The sequence below is a fragment of the Micromonospora sp. NPDC050397 genome (assembly GCF_044901685.1).
Lineage (GTDB): Bacteria > Actinomycetota > Actinomycetes > Mycobacteriales > Micromonosporaceae > Micromonospora_G.
In genome coordinates, this window is sequence record NZ_JBJDPS010000004.1 from 557,638 (window position 1) to 575,644 (window position 18,007).

16 protein-coding genes are annotated in these 18,007 nt (G+C 71.2%); 9 read left to right on the forward strand and 7 right to left on the reverse strand.

Going from position 1 to position 18,007, the window contains the following annotated elements; translation table 11 throughout:
• Nucleotide 1: 1 nt before the first annotated feature.
• The 6 genes from whiA (at nucleotide 2) to ACI2K4_RS18185 (ending at nucleotide 5,063) form a co-directional block, all read left to right on the forward strand.
• Nucleotides 2-982, forward strand: coding sequence for a DNA-binding protein WhiA (gene whiA / locus ACI2K4_RS18160; RefSeq protein ID WP_121155438.1), 981 nt, complete (start codon nucleotides 2-4; stop codon nucleotides 980-982).
• 302 nt (nucleotides 983-1,284) lie between these two features.
• Nucleotides 1,285-2,289, forward strand: a complete 1,005-nt coding sequence (gene gap / locus ACI2K4_RS18165; protein WP_404512729.1) for a type I glyceraldehyde-3-phosphate dehydrogenase — start codon at nucleotides 1,285-1,287, stop codon at nucleotides 2,287-2,289.
• Entirely contained in the window at nucleotides 2,286-3,485 is a 1,200-nt protein-coding gene (locus ACI2K4_RS18170) for a phosphoglycerate kinase (protein WP_404512731.1), read from the forward strand. Before gap ends, ACI2K4_RS18170 begins: the two co-directional genes overlap by 4 nt.
• Nucleotides 3,485-4,276 (forward strand): triose-phosphate isomerase, encoded by a 792-nt coding sequence (gene tpiA, locus ACI2K4_RS18175; RefSeq protein ID WP_404512733.1) that lies wholly within the window; start codon nucleotides 3,485-3,487, stop codon nucleotides 4,274-4,276. Before ACI2K4_RS18170 ends, tpiA begins: the two co-directional genes overlap by 1 nt.
• A gap of 48 nt (nucleotides 4,277-4,324) precedes the next feature.
• A complete protein-coding gene (gene secG, locus ACI2K4_RS18180; RefSeq protein WP_121155430.1) occupies nucleotides 4,325-4,582 on the forward strand; it encodes a preprotein translocase subunit SecG in 258 nt (85 codons plus the stop codon).
• Between the two features lie 136 nt (nucleotides 4,583-4,718).
• Nucleotides 4,719-5,063 carry an RNA polymerase-binding protein RbpA gene (locus ACI2K4_RS18185; RefSeq protein WP_404512735.1) on the forward strand — a complete coding sequence of 115 codons (345 nt, stop codon included), beginning with the start codon at nucleotides 4,719-4,721 and terminating at the stop codon, nucleotides 5,061-5,063.
• A 120-nt stretch (nucleotides 5,064-5,183) separates the two neighbouring features.
• Here the strand turns inward: ACI2K4_RS18185 and pgl are convergent, their stop codons facing one another.
• Genes pgl through tkt form a run of 6 tightly spaced genes read right to left on the reverse strand, consistent with a single transcriptional unit; the run spans nucleotide 5,184 to nucleotide 13,579 of the window.
• The gene (pgl, locus tag ACI2K4_RS18190) at nucleotides 5,184-5,951 is read right to left on the reverse strand and encodes a 6-phosphogluconolactonase (RefSeq protein WP_404512737.1); all 768 of its coding nucleotides are present in this window, start codon (nucleotides 5,949-5,951) and stop codon (nucleotides 5,184-5,186) included.
• Nucleotides 5,948-6,976, reverse strand: a complete 1,029-nt coding sequence (locus ACI2K4_RS18195; protein WP_404512739.1) for a glucose-6-phosphate dehydrogenase assembly protein OpcA — start codon at nucleotides 6,974-6,976, stop codon at nucleotides 5,948-5,950. The genes pgl and ACI2K4_RS18195 overlap by 4 nt, the downstream gene beginning before the upstream one ends.
• A gap of 43 nt (nucleotides 6,977-7,019) precedes the next feature.
• Nucleotides 7,020-8,570 (reverse strand): glucose-6-phosphate dehydrogenase, encoded by a 1,551-nt coding sequence (gene zwf, locus ACI2K4_RS18200; RefSeq protein WP_404512741.1) that lies wholly within the window; start codon nucleotides 8,568-8,570, stop codon nucleotides 7,020-7,022.
• Between the two features lies 1 nt (nucleotide 8,571).
• Complete coding sequence (locus ACI2K4_RS18205; protein WP_404512983.1) at nucleotides 8,572-10,218, reverse strand: glucose-6-phosphate isomerase; 1,647 nt, start codon at nucleotides 10,216-10,218, stop codon at nucleotides 8,572-8,574.
• Between the two features lie 2 nt (nucleotides 10,219-10,220).
• The gene (gene tal / locus ACI2K4_RS18210; protein WP_404512743.1) at nucleotides 10,221-11,426 is read right to left on the reverse strand and encodes a transaldolase; all 1,206 of its coding nucleotides are present in this window, start codon (nucleotides 11,424-11,426) and stop codon (nucleotides 10,221-10,223) included.
• Nucleotides 11,427-11,440: 14 nt separating this feature from the next.
• A complete protein-coding gene (gene tkt, locus ACI2K4_RS18215; RefSeq protein WP_404512745.1) occupies nucleotides 11,441-13,579 on the reverse strand; it encodes a transketolase in 2,139 nt (712 codons plus the stop codon).
• A gap of 278 nt (nucleotides 13,580-13,857) precedes the next feature.
• Here tkt and ACI2K4_RS18220 point away from each other — a divergent pair, with 278 nt between their 5' ends.
• The 3 genes from ACI2K4_RS18220 to ACI2K4_RS18230 all read left to right on the forward strand — a co-directional run bounded on the left by ACI2K4_RS18220 (nucleotide 13,858) and on the right by ACI2K4_RS18230 (nucleotide 16,386).
• A complete protein-coding gene (locus ACI2K4_RS18220; protein WP_404512747.1) occupies nucleotides 13,858-14,823 on the forward strand; it encodes a heme o synthase in 966 nt (321 codons plus the stop codon).
• 316 nt (nucleotides 14,824-15,139) lie between these two features.
• Nucleotides 15,140-15,475 carry a hypothetical protein gene (locus ACI2K4_RS18225; protein ID WP_404512749.1) on the forward strand — a complete coding sequence of 112 codons (336 nt, stop codon included), beginning with the start codon at nucleotides 15,140-15,142 and terminating at the stop codon, nucleotides 15,473-15,475.
• Nucleotides 15,476-15,480: 5 nt separating this feature from the next.
• Complete coding sequence (locus ACI2K4_RS18230; RefSeq protein WP_404512984.1) at nucleotides 15,481-16,386, forward strand: RimK family alpha-L-glutamate ligase; 906 nt, start codon at nucleotides 15,481-15,483, stop codon at nucleotides 16,384-16,386.
• Nucleotides 16,387-16,816: 430 nt separating this feature from the next.
• On the opposite strand, the gene ACI2K4_RS18235 is transcribed toward ACI2K4_RS18230, so the two are convergent.
• Nucleotides 16,817-17,794: a heme A synthase gene (locus tag ACI2K4_RS18235; protein ID WP_404512751.1), complete on the reverse strand. Its 978-nt coding sequence runs from the start codon at nucleotides 17,792-17,794 to the stop codon at nucleotides 16,817-16,819.
• Between the last annotated feature and the right edge of the window lie 213 nt (nucleotides 17,795-18,007).

Sequence of the window (18,007 nt, forward strand, 5' to 3'; positions counted from 1 at the left end):
AATGGCGATGACAGCTGCGGTCAAGGACGAGCTGAGCCGGGTCGACGTGCCCAAACCCTGCTGCCGCCGGGCGGAGATGGCTGCCCTGCTGCGGTTCGCGGGCGGCCTGCACATCGTCTCCGGCCGGGTGGTCGTGGAGGCGGAACTCGACACCGGCGCGGTGGCCCGGCGACTGCGCCGCGAGATCGCCGAGGTGTACGGCTACCCGAGCGAGATTCACGTGCTCGCCTCCGGCGGGCTGCGCAAGGGCAGCCACTACATCGTCCGGGTGGTCAAGGACGGCGAGGCGCTGGCCCGCCAGACCGGGCTGCTCGACGTCCGGGGTCGACCGGTGCGCGGTCTGCCGCCGCACGTGGTCGCGGCGAACGTCTGCTGCGCGGTGGCCGCCTGGCGGGGCGCGTTCATGGCGCACGGGTCGCTGACCGAACCGGGCCGCTCGTCCGCGCTCGAGATCACCTGTCCCGGGCCGGAGTCGGCGCTCGCCCTGGTCGGGGCGGCCCGCCGGATCGGGATCACCGCCAAGGCCCGCGAGGTGCGCGGGGTCGACCGGGTGGTGGTCAAGGACGGCGACGCGATCGCCGCGCTGCTCACCCGGATCGGCGCCCACTCCAGCGTGCTGGCCTGGGAGGAGCGCCGGGTCCGGCGCGAGGTGCGGGCCACCGCCAACCGGCTGGCCAACTTCGACGACGCCAACCTGCGTCGCTCGGCCCGCGCCGCGGTGGCCGCCGCCGCCCGGGTCACCCGGGCGCTGGAGATCCTCGCCGAGGAGGCGCCGAACCACCTCACCTCGGCCGGGCAGTTGCGGTTGGAGCACCGCCAGGCGTCGCTGGAGGAGCTGGGCGCGCTGGCCGACCCGCCGCTGACCAAGGACGCGATCGCCGGGCGGATCCGGCGGCTGCTGGCGCTGGCCGACAAGCGCGCCCGTGACCTGGGCATCCCGGACACCGAAGCGGCGGTGACGCCGGACATGCTGGCCGTCTGAGTGGTCCGCCGGGAACGGCCGATCCGCGTGTCCCACCTCGACGGTGACGGGTCCGCCCACGAACGGGGTGGGTTTACGCCCCGACGCAACGCGGCACGGTCCGCTCCGATAGGGTACCGAGCGTACGGCGACGGGGCCGGAACCGGTTACCCACGCCGTATTCACCGCCTCGGGCGGTCAGGTCCTCGGACCGCGGCGGGGTGGCCGATCAGTATCGGCGGCCGACTCCTGCGGTCGGCGCGCACACTTCCGACGGCGATCGGGCTGAACGCCGCCGGACCAGACTGCGAGGAGATGGGCCTGTGACCATCCGGGTTGGCATCAACGGCTTTGGCCGAATCGGCCGCAACTTCTTCCGTGCGGTGCTCGCCTCGGGCGCCGACATCGAACTGGTCGGCGCGAACGACCTCACCGACAACGCCACGCTGGCGCACCTGCTCAAGTACGACAGCATCCTCGGCCGCCTGCCGCACGAGGCGAAGGCGACCGCCGACGAGATCACCGTCGGTGGCCAGACCTTCAAGGCGTTCGCCGAGAAGGACCCGAGCAAGCTGCCGTGGGGCGACCTGGGTGCCGACGTGGTGATCGAGTCGACCGGCTTCTTCACCGACGCGACCAAGGCCAAGGCGCACATCGACGGTGGCGCCAAGAAGGTCATCATCTCCGCCCCGGCGAAGAACGAGGACGTCACGGTCGTGATGGGCGTCAACCACGACCAGTACGACCCGGCCAAGCACAACATCATCTCGAACGCCTCGTGCACCACCAACTGCCTCGCGCCGATGGCGAAGGTGCTCAGCGACACGGTGGGGATCGAGAAGGGTCTGATGACCACGATCCACGCGTACACCCAGGACCAGAACCTCCAGGACGGCCCGCACAAGGACCTCCGCCGGGCCCGTGCCGCCGCGCTGAACATCGTGCCGACCTCGACCGGCGCCGCCAAGGCGATCGGCCTGGTGCTGCCGCAGCTCAAGGGCAAGCTCGACGGCTTCGCGCTGCGGGTGCCGATCCCGACCGGCTCGGCCACCGACCTGACCTTCACCGCCGGCCGCGAGACCTCGGTGGAGGAGGTCAACGCCGCGCTGAAGGCCGCCGCCGAGGGCCCGCTCAAGGGCATCCTGGTCTACACCGAGGACGAGATCGTCTCCAGCGACATCGTCACCGACCCGGCCTCCTGCATCTTCGACGCCGGTCTGACCAAGGTGATCGGCAACCAGGTCAAGGTCGTCGGCTGGTACGACAACGAGTGGGGTTACTCGAACCGCCTCGTCGACCTGGTCAAGCTGGTGGGTTCCTCGCTGTGAGCATCGGTACCCTCGACGATCTGCTGGCCGAGGGGGTGTCAGGTCGGCGGGTGCTGGTGCGCGCCGACCTGAACGTACCCCTGGACAAGGCCAGCGGGGCGATCACCGACGACGGGCGGATCCGGGCGGTGCTGCCGACCCTGACCGCCCTGCGGGACGCGGGCGCGGCGGTTGTCGTCTGCTCGCACCTGGGCCGCCCGAAGGGCGCGCCCGACCCGCAGTACAGCCTCGCCCCGGTGGCGACCCGGCTGGCCGAGCTGCTCGGCTCGCCGGTGACCTTCGCGACCGACACCGTGGGCGAGTCCGCCCAGGGTGCGGTCGCCTCGCTCGCCGCGGGCGAGCTGGTGCTGCTGGAGAACCTGCGGTTCAACCCGGGCGAGACCAGCAAGGACGAGGCCGAGCGGGGCGCGTTCGCCGACCAGCTCGCCGGCTTCGCCGAGGCGTACGTGGACGACGCGTTCGGCGCGGTGCACCGCAAGCACGCCAGCGTGTACGACGTACCGGCCAGGCTGCCGCACGTGGCCGGGCGGCTGGTGCTGCGCGAGGTCGAGGTGTTGTCCCGGCTGACCGGCGAGCCCGACCGGCCGTACGTGGTGGTGCTCGGCGGCTCGAAGGTCAGCGACAAGCTGGCCGTGATCGAGGCGCTGCTGCCGACGGTGGACCGGCTGCTCATCGGCGGCGGGATGTGCTTCACCTTCCTCAAGGCCCAGGGCCACGGGGTGGGCACCTCGCTGCTCGAGGAGGAGATGGTCGACACCTGCCGGGAGCTGCTGGCCCGGGCGGACGGCAAGATCGTCCTTCCGCTCGACGTGGTGGCCGCGACGGCGTTCGCGCCGGACGCCGCGCACGAGACGGTGCCGGCCGAGTCGATCCCGCAGAACCGGCTCGGGCTGGACGTCGGCCCGCGTACGGTGGCCGCCTTCGCCGAGGTGATCAGCGGTGCCAAGACGGTGTTCTGGAACGGGCCGATGGGCGTGTTCGAGATGCCGGCGTTCGCGGCCGGCACCCGGGGGGTCGCCGAGGCGATCACCGCGGTGAACGGGTTCACCGTGGTCGGTGGCGGGGACTCGGCCGCGGCGGTGCGCGCGCTCGGCCTGGACGAGTCCTCGTTCGGTCACATCTCTACCGGCGGGGGAGCCTCGCTGGAGTACCTGGAGGGCAAGAACCTCCCCGGTATCGCCGCCCTGGAGAACTGATGGCAGCTCCGGCACGCCGGCCGTTGATGGCCGGCAACTGGAAGATGAACCTGAACCACTTCGAGGCCAACAAGCTGATCCAGGAGCTGGCGTTCCGGCTCAACGTGCAGCAGCTCACCGACGTCGAGACGGTGGTCCTGCCGCCGTTCACCTCGCTGCGCAGCGTGCAGACCGCCATCGAGGGCGACAAGCTGCTGATCGGGTACGGCGCCCAGGACCTCTCGCCGTACCCGCCGGGGGCCTACACCGGGGACATCTCCGGGCCGATGCTGAGCAAGCTCGGCTGCCAGTACGTGGTGGTCGGGCACTCCGAGCGGCGGGCCTACCACCACGAGGACGACGTCCTGGTCAACGCGAAGGTGGTGGCGGCGCTCGGCAGCGAGATCACGCCGATCCTCTGCATCGGCGAGGGGCTGGACGTCCGGGAGCAGTCCCGGCACGTGATCCACTGCTGCGACCAGCTCGACGCGGCGTTGCAGGGACTCACCCCGGAGCAGGTGGCCCAGGTGGTCGTCGCGTACGAGCCGGTCTGGGCGATCGGCACCGGCAAGACGGCCACGCCGGAGAACGCCCAGGAGGTCTGCGGGGCGGTGCGCGAGCGGATCGCGCAGACCTTCGGCAAGGCCACCGCCGACCAGATCCGGGTCCTCTACGGGGGCTCGGTGAAGTCGTCGAACGTCGCCGCGATCATGGCTCAGCCGGATGTCGACGGTGCTCTGGTGGGCGGGGCGAGCCTGGATGCCGAGGAGTTCGCCAAAATCTGCCGGTTCCCGGAGCACATCGCCGCGTAGCCGGCCGCTATTGTTGACGGGCCCGTCACGAGAGGACTGACCCTAACCATGCTTCCGATCCAGTTCGCATACACGTTGATCGTGTTGCTGGTCATCACGAGCGTGCTGCTCACCATGCTGATCCTGCTGCACCGTGGCAAGGGTGGCGGGTTGTCGAGCATGTTCGGCGGTGGGGTGAGCTCCAGCCTGGCCGGTTCGTCGGTGGCGGAGAAGAACCTCGACCGTTACACGGTTCTGGTGGGTGTTGTCTGGTTTGCCTGCATTGTCGGCTTGGGCCTCTGGCTCAAGCTCGCGATGGCCAGCTAACCTGCCCGAACAGAGTCGCAATACCTGCGCGCGGCCCGTCTCCACGGGCCGCGCGCGTCGTTTTGCCGCACCGCGTCGCACCACGCCGCCGCCGTACCCGGTGGGGGTTTCCCTCCGAGGACAGGAGCGAGCAACCGTGCAGCACAACAACGCCATCCGGGGCACCCGGGTCGGCGCCACCCCGGCCCGGCCGACCGGCCGCACCGAGCCGGCGCCCCGCCGCGCGGTCACCTACTGGTGCGTCAACCGGCACGGGGTCGAGATCCCGCTGGCGGCCGATGTGGCTCCGCCCGAGACCTGGGAGTGCCCGCACTGCGGCCAGCCCGCCGGGCAGGACGTACAGAACCCGCCCGGACCGCTGCGGGCCGAGCCGCACAAGTCCCACCTGGCGTACGTGAAGGAGCGGCGCAGCGACGCCGACGGTGCTGCCCTGGTCGACGAGGCCCTGGCCGCGCTGCGCCGCCGTCGCGGCGAATCCTGACCGGAGCCCGACGGCCTGACCGAAGACCGCCGACCTGCCCCGGCGGCGAACTCCCCCGAATACGACAAACCCCCGGTCGGCCCGACGGTTGATCCGTCGAGCCGTTCCGGGGGTCCACGATCAGCGCAGGCTGCGGAAGCTGGGCTTGACCTCGGTCGCCGCCGCCTGGTCCAGCATCCACCGGGTGCGTTCCACCCCGTGTACGCCGGCCGCCGGCAACTGGAGCGCTCCGGCACCGGTGAGCGCCATCCCGACCGCCTTGGCCTTGTCCGCCCCGGCCGCCACGAGCCAGATCTCCTCGGCCGTGTTGATCGCCGGCAGGGTGAGGGTCACCCGGGTCGGTGGCGGTTTCGGGCTGCCCCGTACCGCACTGACCGGCCTGGTCTCGTAGCCCACCGGATGCTCGGGGAAGACCGAGGCGACGTGGCCGTCCTCGCCCACTCCCAGCATCAGCACGTCGAAGTGGGGCAGGGCGGCGGTGCCGGGCGCGACGGCGGCCAGGGTCTCGGCGTACCGGGCCGCGGCCGCCTCCGGGTCGTCGCCGTCCGGGCCGTCAGTGGCGGGCATCGCGTGCACCCGGGACGGGTCCAGCGGCAGCAGGTCGAGCAGGGCGGCCCTGGCCTGGGTCTCGTTGCGCTCGGGGTGGCCGGTCGGCAGGAACCGCTCGTCACCCCACCACACGTCGACCCGGGACCAGTCGACCGCGTCCCGGGCCGGCAGGTCGCGTACGGCGAGGAAGACCGCACCGGCGACCCGGCCACCGGTCAGCACCACCCCCGCCTCGCCCCGGTCGGACTGGGCGTCGATCAGCTTCAGCACCAACCGGGCGGCGACCACCTGGGCGAGGACGGACGGGTCGGCGTGTACCTCGACGATGGTCTCGCTCACCGGGCGGCCCCCGCGGGTCCGGCCGACGTGCTCGCGGCGGCGGCCGGTGTGGCCGACCGTCGGGGCGGTGTCGGGTCCTTCCAGATGTGCACCCGCTGGGCCGGGCGTAGGTCCAGACCGCCGAGCCCGGTGGCCGAGCCCAGCGCCTCGGCGTAGACCTGGTCGGCGTCGAGCCGCCGCAGTTCCTCGGCCAACTCGTCACCGAGCGGCCGGCGGGTCAGCGGAAGGTGACGGTCGGCCTGTCCGGTCCGCTCGAAGCTAGCGGTGTTGTTCTCCCGGGTGAGCACCAGTCGGTCACCGTTGGCGCAGCTCAGCTCCACCGAACGCATCCGGGCGTGCTCGGTGGTCTCCTCCCAGCGCGGGGTGATGCCCAGCCGGGCCCCGAGCCAGCCGATCATCAGCGCGGCGGTCGGGTCGGTACGCGGCGCGACCACAACCGCGTCGGTGACCCGGGCGGCGGTGGTGTCGAACGCGCCCGCGACCAGGGTGCGCCACGGGGTGATCCGCGTCCACGCCAGGTCGGTGTCGCCCGGCGCGTAGTCCTGGGCCCGCTGACGCAGCGCGTCGATCGGGTTGACCGCCTGCGCGGCGTCGGTGATCCGCCGGTCGGCGACGACTCCGAGGAAGTCGTTGGCGATCTGCGCCGGCGGGTCGCTGTGCCACCAGGTGACCACCGGTACGTCCGGCACCAGCAGCGGCATCACCACCGACTCGGCGTGCAGCGCGAGCCGGCCGTACATCCGCATCACGACCGCCTCGCACGGACCGAGCCGGCCGCCGACGACGATCTCGGCGTCCAGCCGGCTCTGCTCCCGCTCGACGTCGGAGCGGACCACGACCAGCAGCCGGCACGGGTGCGCCGCCGCCGCGATGGTCGCCGCGGCCTCGGCCTCGCGGACACGTTTCTCGTCCACCACCACGATCAGGGTGAGCGCCATGCCGCTGGCCACCCCACCCGCGCTGCGCCGCTCGGCGGCCAACGCCTTCACCACCTCGTTCCCGGTGGTGTCCCATAGGCCGATCAAAGGAGCCTCCTGGTCTGCTCGCTGGGCCCGCCGGTCCGCACGCTCACGCCCGCCGCCATGCCCGGCCCTCCCGGGCCAGCATCTCGTCGGCCGCCCGGGGACCCCACTCGCCGGCCCGGTACGGCTCCGGCTTCGTCTCCCGCCACGCCGTTTCCAACGGGTCGATCACCTGCCAGCTCTGCTCCACCTCGGCGGCGTCCGGGAAGAGCGTCCGGTCCCCGATCAGCACGTCGAGCACGAGCCGCTCGTACGCCTCCGGGCTGGACTCGGTGAACGCCTCGCCGTACTGGAAGTCCATCGCGATGTCGCGGACCTCCATGGTGGTGCCCGGGACCTTGGCGCCGAACTTCAGCACCACGCCCTCGTCCGGCTGGACCCGCACCACGAGCTGGTTGTTGCCGAGCATCTCGACGTCGGTGGCGCCGAACGGCAGGTGCGGCGCCCGCTTGAACATGATCGCCACCTCGGTCACCCGGCGGGGCAGCCGCTTGCCGGCGCGGATGTAGAAGGGCACCTCGGCCCAGCGCCGGTTCTGGATACCCAGCCGCACCGCCACGTACGTCTCCGTGGTCGAGTCCGCCGGGATGTTCTTCTCGTCCAGGTAACCGACCGCGCGCTGACCGGCCACCCAGCCGGGCAGGTACTGCCCGCGTACGGTGCCGGTCCCCACGTCCTTGGGGATGGTGATGGCACGCAGCACCTTGAGCTTCTCGGCCCGGATCTCGGTGGCGTCGAAGCTGGTCGGCTCCTCCATCGCCACCAGGGCGAGCAGTTGCAGCAGGTGGTTCTGGAGTACGTCACGGGCGGCACCGGCCGCGTCGTAGAACCCGGCCCGGGAGCCGATCCCGACGTCCTCGGCCATGGTGATCTGCACCGAGTCGACGTACTTGGAGTTCCAGAGCGGCTCGAACAGGTTGTTCGCGAACCGCAGCGCCATGATGTTCTGGACGGTTTCCTTGCCCAGGTAGTGGTCGATGCGGAACACGTCGTCCCGGGTGAAGACGTCGTCGACCAGGTCGTTCAGCTCCTTGGCCGAGCGCAGGTCGGAGCCGAACGGCTTCTCCACCACCACCCGGCGCCAGCCGCCGGACTTGGCGTTGTCCGCCATGCCGGTGCGGGCGAGCTGCTTGAGCACCACCGGGAACGCGGCCGGCGGGATGGAGAAGTAGAACGCCGCGTTCCCGGCAATGCCGTGGGTGGTACGCAGTTCGTCCAGGGTCTCAGCGAGGGAGTCGAAGGCGTCGTCGTCGTCGAACGACCCGCCGACGAACTTGATGTTGCCGGCGAGCCGGGACCAGACCTCCTCCCGCCACGGCGTCCGGGCGCCCCTACGCGCGGCCTGGTACGCCAGCGACTCGAAGTCGCCGTCACCCCAGTCCCGCCGGGCGAACCCGAGCACCACGAAGCCCGGCGGCAGCAGCCCCCGGTTGGCCAGGTCGTAGACGGCCGGAATCAGCTTCTTCTGCGCCAGGTCGCCGGTGACACCGAAGATCACCAGAGCGCACGGCTCCGGGATGCGCGGCAGCCGCCGGTCCTGTGGATCGCGCAGCGGGTTCACGGCGCCTCCTTCTTCCTTACTCAGCCCCGGACTCATCTCAGCTCCGCAGCTCTCGAACCGCGGCGAGCAGCTCGGCGATGCCGGCCGCGCGGTCGGTCAGGTGCAACCGGAGCACCGGCCGCTCCCGCTCGGCCAGCGCCTGCCGGTCCCCGGCCGCCTGCGCCGCCTGCAACTCGCCGAAGCTGTACGGCTTGCCCGGCACCGGCAGGTCCTCGGCCACCGCGCCGGTGATCTGCAGGTACGCACCGACCTGCGGGCCACCCTTGTGGTACTGGCCGGTGGAGTGCAGGAACCGGGGTCCCCAGCCGAAGGTCACCGGGCGGCTGGCCGCCTCGGCGAGCAGCGGCCGGAGCCGCGCGGTGTCGGCGTCGGCGAACCGGTCCAGGTACGCCATCACGGCCAGGTAGCCGTCCGAGCCGAGACCGTCGAAGAGCCAGCGGAGTACGCCCGCGAGGTCGCCGGGGGCACCCGAGGGGGCGTGCACCTCGACCGATCCCTCGGTGAACGACGGTGCCTCGGTCGGCAGCCCGCCGGCCAGGATCCGGTTGGTGTTCTCCTTGGACTCGGTGACGTTCGGCTGGTCGAACGGGTCGATGCCGAGCACGACGCCGGCCAGCGCGGTCGCGTACTCCCAGGCCAGGAACTGGGCGCCGAGCGGGCCGTTCACGGCGAGGTGGGGCGCGATGCCGCCACCGGGCGAGGTGCCCGGGGCCAGTGCCCCGCCGTAGGTCACGGTGAGCACGTCCGAGCCGGTGGCACCGGGTGCCTCCGGCGACTCGACCACGACCGGCAGGATGCCCACGCCGCCCTTGCCTGTCGACTCGGCGATGAGCTGTTCGGCCCAGTCGCCGAGCCCGTCGATCCCGGTGCCGTCGGGCACCAGCGAGATCTTGTCCCGGCCGCCGGTGGCGGCGGTGCCGAGCGCGGCACCGAGCGCCAGCGCCGGGTTGTCCTTGTCCCCGGCGAGCGCGGCGGACAACTCCTCGGCCTGGTCCAGCAGCTCCGCCACCTCGACCCCGGCCAGCGCCGAGGGGACCAGCCCGAACGCGGTGAGCGCCGAGTAGCGGCCACCCACGTTGGGGTCGGCCAGGATGACGAAGGCGCCCATCTCGGCCGCAGTGTCGGCCAGCGGCGAACCGGGGTCGGTGACCACGACGAAGTGCCGTCCGGCCTCCGCCTCGGTCAGGCCGGCGTCCAGGAACGCCTGCCAGTACGCCCGGCGGTGGCTGTCGGTCTCCACGGTGGAGCCGGACTTGCTGGCCACCACCACGACCGTTTGCAGCAGCCGGTCGCCGAGCGCGGCGCGGACCTGCCCGGGGTCGGTGGTGTCCAGCACGGTCAGCGGCTTGCCGAGGGTACGGGTGATCACCTCCGGCGCCAGCGAGGAGCCGCCCATTCCGGCCAGCACCACGTGGTCGAGGTCGGCCAGCTCGGCCTTGAGCTCGGCGAGCTGGGGGAGCAGTTCGCGGCTGTTGCGGTGGGTGTCCACCCAGCCGAGCCGGATGCTCGCCTCGGCCTGCGCGTCCGGCCCCCAGAGGGTGTCGTCCTTGCCCGCCAGGCGGCGGGGGGCGTCGTCGGCGACCAGGGCGGCGCGGGTGGAGCCGGGCGCGGAGGCGTCGATCGCCTCCGCGCCGTAGACCGTGAGTCCGGCCGCCGCCTCCGCGCTCCCCAGGTCCTGGGTCACGGTCACGCGTTACCCCCAGCCCGCTGGGCTGCCTGGGCGTTGTCCTGGGCCGCCTGGTTGGGGTGGCCGGCACCGGAGGCCGCGGCGGTGAGCGACTTGCGTACGCCGTCGAGCAGCTCCTCCCAGCTCGCCTCGAACTTCTCCACACCCTCGCGCTCGAGCGTGTTGATCACGTCGTCGAAGTCGACGCCGACCGCGATCAGGTCGCCGAGGACCTTGCGGGCCGCCTCGTACGAGCCGGTGACGGTGTCGCCGCTCCCGGTCTCGCCGTGGTCGGCGTACGCGTGGATGACCGCCTCCGGCATCGTGTTGACCGTACCGGGGGCGATCAGCTCCTCGACGTAGATGACGTCCCGGTAGTCCGGGTTCTTGGTCGAGGTGGAGGCCCAGAGCGGGCGCTGCGGGTGGGCACCGGCGTCGGCGAGCGCCTTCCACCGGTCGGAGGAGAAGACCTCGGTGTACCGCTCGTATGCGAGCTGCGCGTTGGCCACGGCGGCCTTGCCCTTGAGCGCGACCGCGCCCTCTTTGCCCGCGCTGTCGTTGGCCTGGTCGGCTATCCGATCCAATCTCTTGTCGACCTCGGAGTCGACCCGGGAGACGAAGAACGACGCCACCGAGCCGATCTTGCTGAGGTCGTGGCCGTTCGCCTTCGCCTGCTCCAGACCGGCCAGGAAGGCGTCCATGACCTGCGAGTAGCGGTCCAGGCCGAAGATCAGCGTCACGTTCACGCTGATCCCGGCGGCCAGGGTCGCGGTGATCGCCGGCAGACCGGCCTCGGTCGCCGGGATCTTGATGTAGAGGTTCGGCCGGTCGACCAGCCACCACAACGACTTCGCCTCGGCGACCGTCTTCTCGGTCTCGTACGCCAGCCGGGGGTCGACCTCGATCGAGACCCGGCCGTCGACACCGGCGGAGCTGTCGTACGCCGGCCGCATCACGTCGCTGGCCCACCGCACGTCGTACGTGGTCAGCATGCGCACGGCCTCTTCGACGCTGACGCCGCGTACGGCCAGGTCCCGGAGCTGCCAGTTGTACTCGTCGGCGTCGCTCAGCGCCTTGGCGAAGATCGTCGGGTTCGTGGTGACCCCGACCATGTGCTTCTCCCGGCGGAGCTGGTCCAGCCCGCCGGAGCTGAGCCGCACCCTTGAAAGATCATCGAGCCAGACCGCGACGCCCGCCGCGCTGAGCTCACCCAACCTGTCCGTCATGTGCTGACCTTCTCTCAGTTACCGGTGGTGGAACCAGTGATCTCGCCGACCCGAGCCAGCGACGCGTGGGCGGCGGCGACGATGTGGTCGGGAGTGAAGCCGAACTGCTCGAAGAGCACGGTGTGCGGGGCGCTGGCGCCGTAGTGCTCCAGGCTCACCGTCTCGCCCAACTCGCCGACCAGGTCCCGCCAGGACATGGCGATGCCGGCCTCGACGCTGACCCGGGCCCGTACGGAACGCGGCAGCACCGACTCGCGGTAGGCCGAGTCCTGCTCCCGGAACCACTCCTGGCAGGGCATCGACACGACCCGGGTCGGGGTGCCGGCGGCCTCCAGCCGGTCCCGGGCGGTGAGGCAGAGCTGCACCTCGGAGCCGGTGCCGATGAGGATCACGTCGGGCTGCGAGGTGGACGCCTCGGCCAGCACGTACCCGCCCTTGGCCACGCCCTCGGCCGACGCGAGCGTCTCCCGGTCGAAGGTCGGCAGCGGCTGGCGGCTGAGCGCCAGCGCGGCCGGCCGGTCGGTGTGGGTGAGCGCCTGCCGCCAGGCCCAGGCGGTCTCGTTCGCGTCGGCCGGTCGGACCACGTCCAGGCCGGGGATGGCGCGCAGCGCGGAGAGGTGCTCGACCGGCTGGTGGGTCGGGCCGTCCTCGCCGAGGCCGATCGAGTCGTGCGTCCAGACGTAGACCACCGGCAGCTTCATCAGCGCGGCGAGCCGCACCGACGGGCGCATGTAGTCGCTGAAGACCAGGAAGGTGCCGCCGTAGGGGCGGGTGCCGCCGTGCAGCGCGATGCCGTTGAGGATCGCGCCCATGGCGTGCTCGCGGATGCCGAAGTGCAGCGTGCGGCCGTACTCGTGACCCGGGAAGTCCTTGGTCGCGTACTCGGCCGGGATGAACGACGGCTCGCCCTTCATCGTGGTGTTGTTGCTCTCGGCCAGGTCGGCCGAACCGCCCCAGAGTTCGGGCAGCACCGGGGCGAGCGCCTCCAGCACCTTGCCCGAGGCGGCCCGGGTGGCGACGCCCTTGGCGTCCGCCGGCCAGGTCGGCAACGCGTCGGTCCAGCCGGCCGGCAGCGTACGGGTGGAGAGCCGGTCGTGCAGCGCCTTGCGCTCCGGGAACGCCTGCGCCCACGCCTGGTACGCCTGGTCCCACTCGGCGTGTGCGGCCTGGCCGCGCTCGATCGTGCCCCGGGCGTGCGCCAGCACCTCGTCGGCGACGGCGAAGCTCTGCGCCGGGTCGAAGCCGAGGATCTTCTTGGTGGCGGCGACCTCGTCGGCGCCGAGCGCCGAGCCGTGGATCTTGCCGGTGTTCTTCTTGTTCGGCGCCGGCCAGCCGATGATGGTGCGCAGCGCGATGAACGACGGCCGGTCGGTGACCTCCTTGGCCGCGGTCAGCGCCGCGTAGAGGGCCTCGACGTCCTCGTGGTAGTCGCCCTGGTCGGCGTCGCCGGCCCGCCAGTCGACGGTCTGCACGTGCCAGCCGTACGCGGCGTAACGGGCGGCCACGTCCTCGCTCTTGGCGATCCGGGTGTCGTCCTCGATGGAGATCTCGTTGTCGTCGTAGACCAGGACGAGGTTGCCGAGCTTCTGGTGCGCGGCCAGGGCACTCGCCTCGTGGCTGATGCCCTCCTCGATGTCGCCGTCGGAGGCGATGCACCAGATGTGGTGGTCGAAGACGGACTGGCCCGGCTCGGCGTCCGGGTCCAGCAGGCCGCGCTCGCGGCGGGCCGCCATCGCCATGCCGACCGCGTTGCCCAGACCCTGGCCGAGCGGGCCGGTGGTGGTCTCGACGCCGACGGTGTGCCCGTGCTCGGGGTGACCCGGGGTGAGCGATCCCCACTGGCGCAGCGACTTCAGGTCGTCCAGACCCAGCCCGTACCCGCTCAGGTAGAGCTGGATGTAGAGGGTGAGGCTGGAGTGCCCGGCCGAGAGCACGAAGCGGTCCCGGCCCGGCCACGCGGCGTCGGTCGGGTCGTGCTTCAGCATCCGGTTGAAAATCAGGTACGCGGCGGGAGCGAGGCTCATCGCCGTGCCCGGGTGGCCGTTGCCGGACTTCTCGACGGCATCCATGGCCAGCACTCGGACGGTGTCTACGGCCCGACGGTCGAGGTCGGACCAGTTCAACGGTGATGACGTGGGTCGTTTGGCAGCCACGATGTCTTGTGCTCCTCGGCGGTGGGCAATGGTCGGAACCCTCTGGGATGACCCTAGCGACCCGGCCTAAACGTGCGCCCAGGGATCCAGATGCCGATACTCTCGACCCGGGTGATCGGGTTGTTCGGCTGGCGTCACGGAGATGTGACCGCCCGCACCCTTGACGGGTCGCCCGGTCAGCCAAAACGACGACGCGTAGGCTGTCGCTCGGCGTGCTGACCCGAGTCGAGTCGCCGCCGAATCCGATCTCCCGCCTCGATGCCGGAAGGTGGCAATCCGTGAGCACGATCACCGAGCGCCCGGTCGCCACCAGCCCCGCCGGGGCTCCGGTCGCCGAACTGGCGGCCGGGTCGACCAGCCGGGGTCGGGACTTCGGGGCGGTGGTCCGGGCGTACGTGTCGCTCACCAAGCCCCGGATCGTCGAGTTGCTGCTGATCACGACGGTGCCGGCGATGATGCTGGCGGCGCAGGGCCTGGGTTCGCTCTGGCTGATCGTGGTGGTGCTGGTGGGCGGTTCGTTGTCCGCGGGCGCGGCGAACGCGTTGAACTGCTACATCGACCGCGACATCGACCAGCTCATGCGCCGCACCAAGCGGCGCCCGCTGCCGACCCACACGGTGGCGCCGCGCAGTGCGCTGATCTTCGGACTGACCCTCGGCGTGCTGTCGGTGTCGCTGATGGCGGTCTTCACCAACTGGCTGGCCACCGCGCTCACCCTCGGCGCGATCGTCTACTACGACCTCGTCTACACCAAGTGGCTCAAGCGGACCACCTCGCAGAACACCTTCTGGGGCGGTATCTGCGGGGCGGCGCCGGTGCTGATCGGCTGGGCCGCGGTGACCGGCTCGCTGTCGCCGGCCGGCTGGGCGCTCTTCGCGGTGGTGTTCTTCTGGCAGATGCCGCACTTCTACGCGCTCGCCATCAAGTACAAGGACGACTACGCCCGGGCGGGCATCCCGATGTTGCCGGTGGTGGCGTCGATGCGCCGGGTCAACCTGGAGATCGTGCTCTTCGCCTGGCTGACCGTGGCGGCGTCGCTGGCGGCCTGGCCGCTGGGGGAGGGGCTCGGCCCGGTCTACGGCATCACCGCCGTGGTCTCCGGCGCGATCTTCGTGCTCGAGGCGCACCGGTTGCAGGGTCGGTCCCGTCGGGGCGAGCCGCTCAAGCCGATGCGCCTGTTCCACTGGTCGACCACCTACCTGACGATCCTGTTCGTCGCGGTGGCGCTCGACGCGTTGGTCTGAGTCGGGACGCGTTGCTCTGGGCCGGGACAGGTCGGCCCGGGCCGGACCGTAATCGAGCAGCATAACTGAAGCGAATAGAGCCGGTTCAATCTGATCTGGTCCGTTATGCCGGGGTATGGCCTACTCGGGCGGGGTGAGTCGGATCGACTCAAGTTCGAGTCTGGTTCGCCCCCATTTGCCGCTCAATGGTGGGTGTCTATAACGGATAAATAGGCATAAACCACCTGTGCTCTGTCTTAAATCAATGGGTAATTGGCATCACAAAATCCTGACAAGTGGGAGCCAGGTGAAGTCGCCTCTGCTTAGGCTTCGGCTCATGGCAGATGGTTCTCATACGACGCTGACGAACGAACAGACCGCCGCGCAACCGGCCCCCAGTGGCCTGGTCGCCGGCATCCGGACGTTCGCCGCCGGTCACGGCGGCGCGAAGGCGGTCATCGAGTACGTCGGCAAGCGCGGAGCACGCATCGTCCTGGTGGGGGAGGACGGCGTGTGGGGCGACCAGTTCGCGGACGGCACCGATGTCGCCCGACTGGCGTGTGAAACAGCGGGGGTAACGATCGAAAACGAGTGGGAGCGGGAGTTGATGGACCAGATGCGACCGAGCAACGACCTGTGGCGGTCGATGGCGCGGCGCACGATGGCCCGTTGACAACCTTGTCCGATAACGGCGCGACCCGGGGGCAACCCCGGGTCGCTCTCATTACCTGCGCCGAGTTGCCGGAACTCGACCCGGACGACCGGCTGGTGCTCGGGCCGCTGGCCGCCCGGGGCGTACACGTCGACCGGGTCGTCTGGGACGCCCCCGACATCGACTGGTCCGGGTACGAACTCGCGGTGCTCCGCTCGACCTGGGACTACGCGCCCCGTCGGGAGGAGTTCGTCACCTGGGCCGCCACCGTGCCCCACCTGGCCAACCCGGCCGAGGTGGTCCGCTGGAACACCGACAAGCGCTACCTGGGCGAGCTGGCCGACGCGGGCGTACCGACGGTGCCGACCGAGTGGGTGCCGCCGGGCGGGTCCTGGCAGCCCGCCACCGACGGCGAGTACGTGATCAAGCCGGCGATCAGCGCCGGCAGCCTGGACACCGGCCGGTACGACCTGGCCGACCCGGCCCAACGTGAGCTGGCCCGGCGGCACGTGGCCCGGCTCGGCGCGGCTGGCCGGTTCACCATGGTGCAGCCCTACCTGACGGCGGTGGACACGGTCGGCGAGACCGCGCTGCTCTTCCTGGCCGGCCCGGACGGACTCCGGTTCAGTCACGCGATCCGCAAGGGCGCCGTGCTCACCGGCCCGGACCAGGAGACGACGGAGCTGTTCCGAACCGAGAAGATCGCCGCCCGGACCCCTGGGCCGGTGGAACGGGAGACCGCCGAGCGGGTGCTGGCAGCCCTGCCGGGTGGAACGGACCGGCTGCTCTACGCCCGGGTGGACCTGATTCCGGGGTCGGACGGAGCGCCCGTGTTGGTCGAGTTGGAGTTGACGGAGCCGTCGTTGTTCCTCGCGTACGACGCGGGTGCTGCGGGGCGGTTGGCTGACGCGATCGTGGGTCGGCTGTCCTGAGGGTGGGGTCTGTGCGTGTGGTGGGTTGGGGGCGGCGTGCCCACTCTGGGCCGTCAGGCTTGATGCCCGCCGTGGGCACGCCGCCCCCAACCCCCTGGTCCACCTGTGGCTGAACGGGATCGACGAGGCGTACTCGTGATGCCCCGCCTTGAGCGCGAAGCCCCCAATGTCACAGCCCCAACGCCGCCGCGGCGCTGCCGTGACCCGATCCCCCCGCGCGTGCCCGCCCCGCCTGACTCGTCGATCTAGGGGAAATCGTCGTTGTTTGGTGATCAACTCGCGAGGTTTTGCCCTAGATCGACAAGGGTGGGGGTGGGGGCGGGAGGAGGGGTGGGGGAGGGGTGGGGGGTGGGGGTTTTGGGGAAGTGGGGGAAATGGTGGGGGTGGTGCGGGAGGGTGGATATCGGGCGTGTTGGTGGCCCGGGTCGGTTCAGTGGGAGAGGGCGGGGGCGGGGGTGGTGGACGTGGCGAGCTGGTCGGTGGGGGCGAGCGGGGCCGTGGGGGCGGGCGGGGTGGCTGGTTGCCGCTCGCGGGTCGCCCAGACCATGGACAGGGTGGCCAGCCAGACCAGGCAGGCGCCGAGCATGTGTGCCCCGACCAGCAGCACGGGCAGGTGGGTCAGGTACTGCACCAGCCCGATCAGCCCCTGGGCCAGTTCGACCGCGAGCAGCACCTTGGCGGCGCGTACCGCGAGCGCCGGGGCGTTTGTCGCGCGCAGCGCCAGCAGCAGCCCCACGGTCAGGCCGACGAGGAGGAACACCAGGTCGGCGTGGAACTGGGCGATGGTCTCCGGGTCGAGGCCGTTGCGGGCCGCGATGGCGTCACCGGCGTGCGGGCCGCTGCCGGTGACCAGCACGCCGACCACGATCACCGCGCCGCTGACCGCGGTGGTGAACCAGGTGAGGGTACGGATCGGGGCGGGCACGGTGAGCCGTACCGGCCCGTCGGGCTCGTCGACCCGGCGCCAGAAGGCGTACGTGGAGAGCAGCAGCAGCATCGAGACGATGAAGTGCACGCCGACGACGCCCGGGTGCAGGTGCATCCGTACGGTGATCCCGCCGATCACCGCCTGGGCCGCCACGCCGAGCAGCACCGCGCCGGCCAGCAGCACCAGTGACCGGCGGCGGGGCCGGTACAGCAGGGCCGCGAGCAGCCCGAGGACCGCGATCAGGCCGACGGCGCCGGTGAGCGTACGGTTGCCGAACTCGATCGCGCCGTTGATGCCCAGCGCGGCGGTGGTGGTGTACGACTCGTCGGTGCAGCGGGGCCAGGTGGGGCAGCCGAGCCCGGAGCCGGTGAGCCGGACGGCGCCCCCGGTGACCACGATGACGACGTTGGCGACCACCGAGGCGAGCGCGAGGCGGCGCAGGAGCGGAATGCTGACCGGGAGGCGGCCGAATCGGTTCACGGCGGTAATCCTACGTAGCGTAGTGCTCGGCTCCGTCGGGGACCGGCGCAAACCGGTGGTCTGGATCACTCGGGGTACGGTTTGCGGTCGTCTCGGGAAATACGTAACGTTGGCGTAGTGAAAAACGTGGCGGCGCTCTCTGAGCATGATCCGGTGGCCGGTTCGGCCGCCGGTGCCGCCACGTCGACCAATTCCCCGTCCGTGACCGCCGAT

What these genes read in the sequence shown, in the direction of transcription:
- whiA (WP_121155438.1), top strand. Translation starts at nt 2, where the DNA reads ATGGCGATGACAGCTGCGGTCAAGGACGAGCTGAGCCGGGTCGACGTG.
- tpiA (WP_404512733.1), top strand. Translation starts at nt 3,485, where the DNA reads ATGGCAGCTCCGGCACGCCGGCCGTTGATGGCCGGCAACTGGAAGATG.
- secG (WP_121155430.1), top strand. Translation starts at nt 4,325, where the DNA reads ATGCTTCCGATCCAGTTCGCATACACGTTGATCGTGTTGCTGGTCATC.
- zwf (WP_404512741.1), bottom strand. Translation starts at nt 8,570, where the DNA reads ATGAGTCCGGGGCTGAGTAAGGAAGAAGGAGGCGCCGTGAACCCGCTG.
- tal (WP_404512743.1), bottom strand. Translation starts at nt 11,426, where the DNA reads ATGACGGACAGGTTGGGTGAGCTCAGCGCGGCGGGCGTCGCGGTCTGG.
- ACI2K4_RS18225 (WP_404512749.1), top strand. Translation starts at nt 15,140, where the DNA reads ATGGCAGATGGTTCTCATACGACGCTGACGAACGAACAGACCGCCGCG.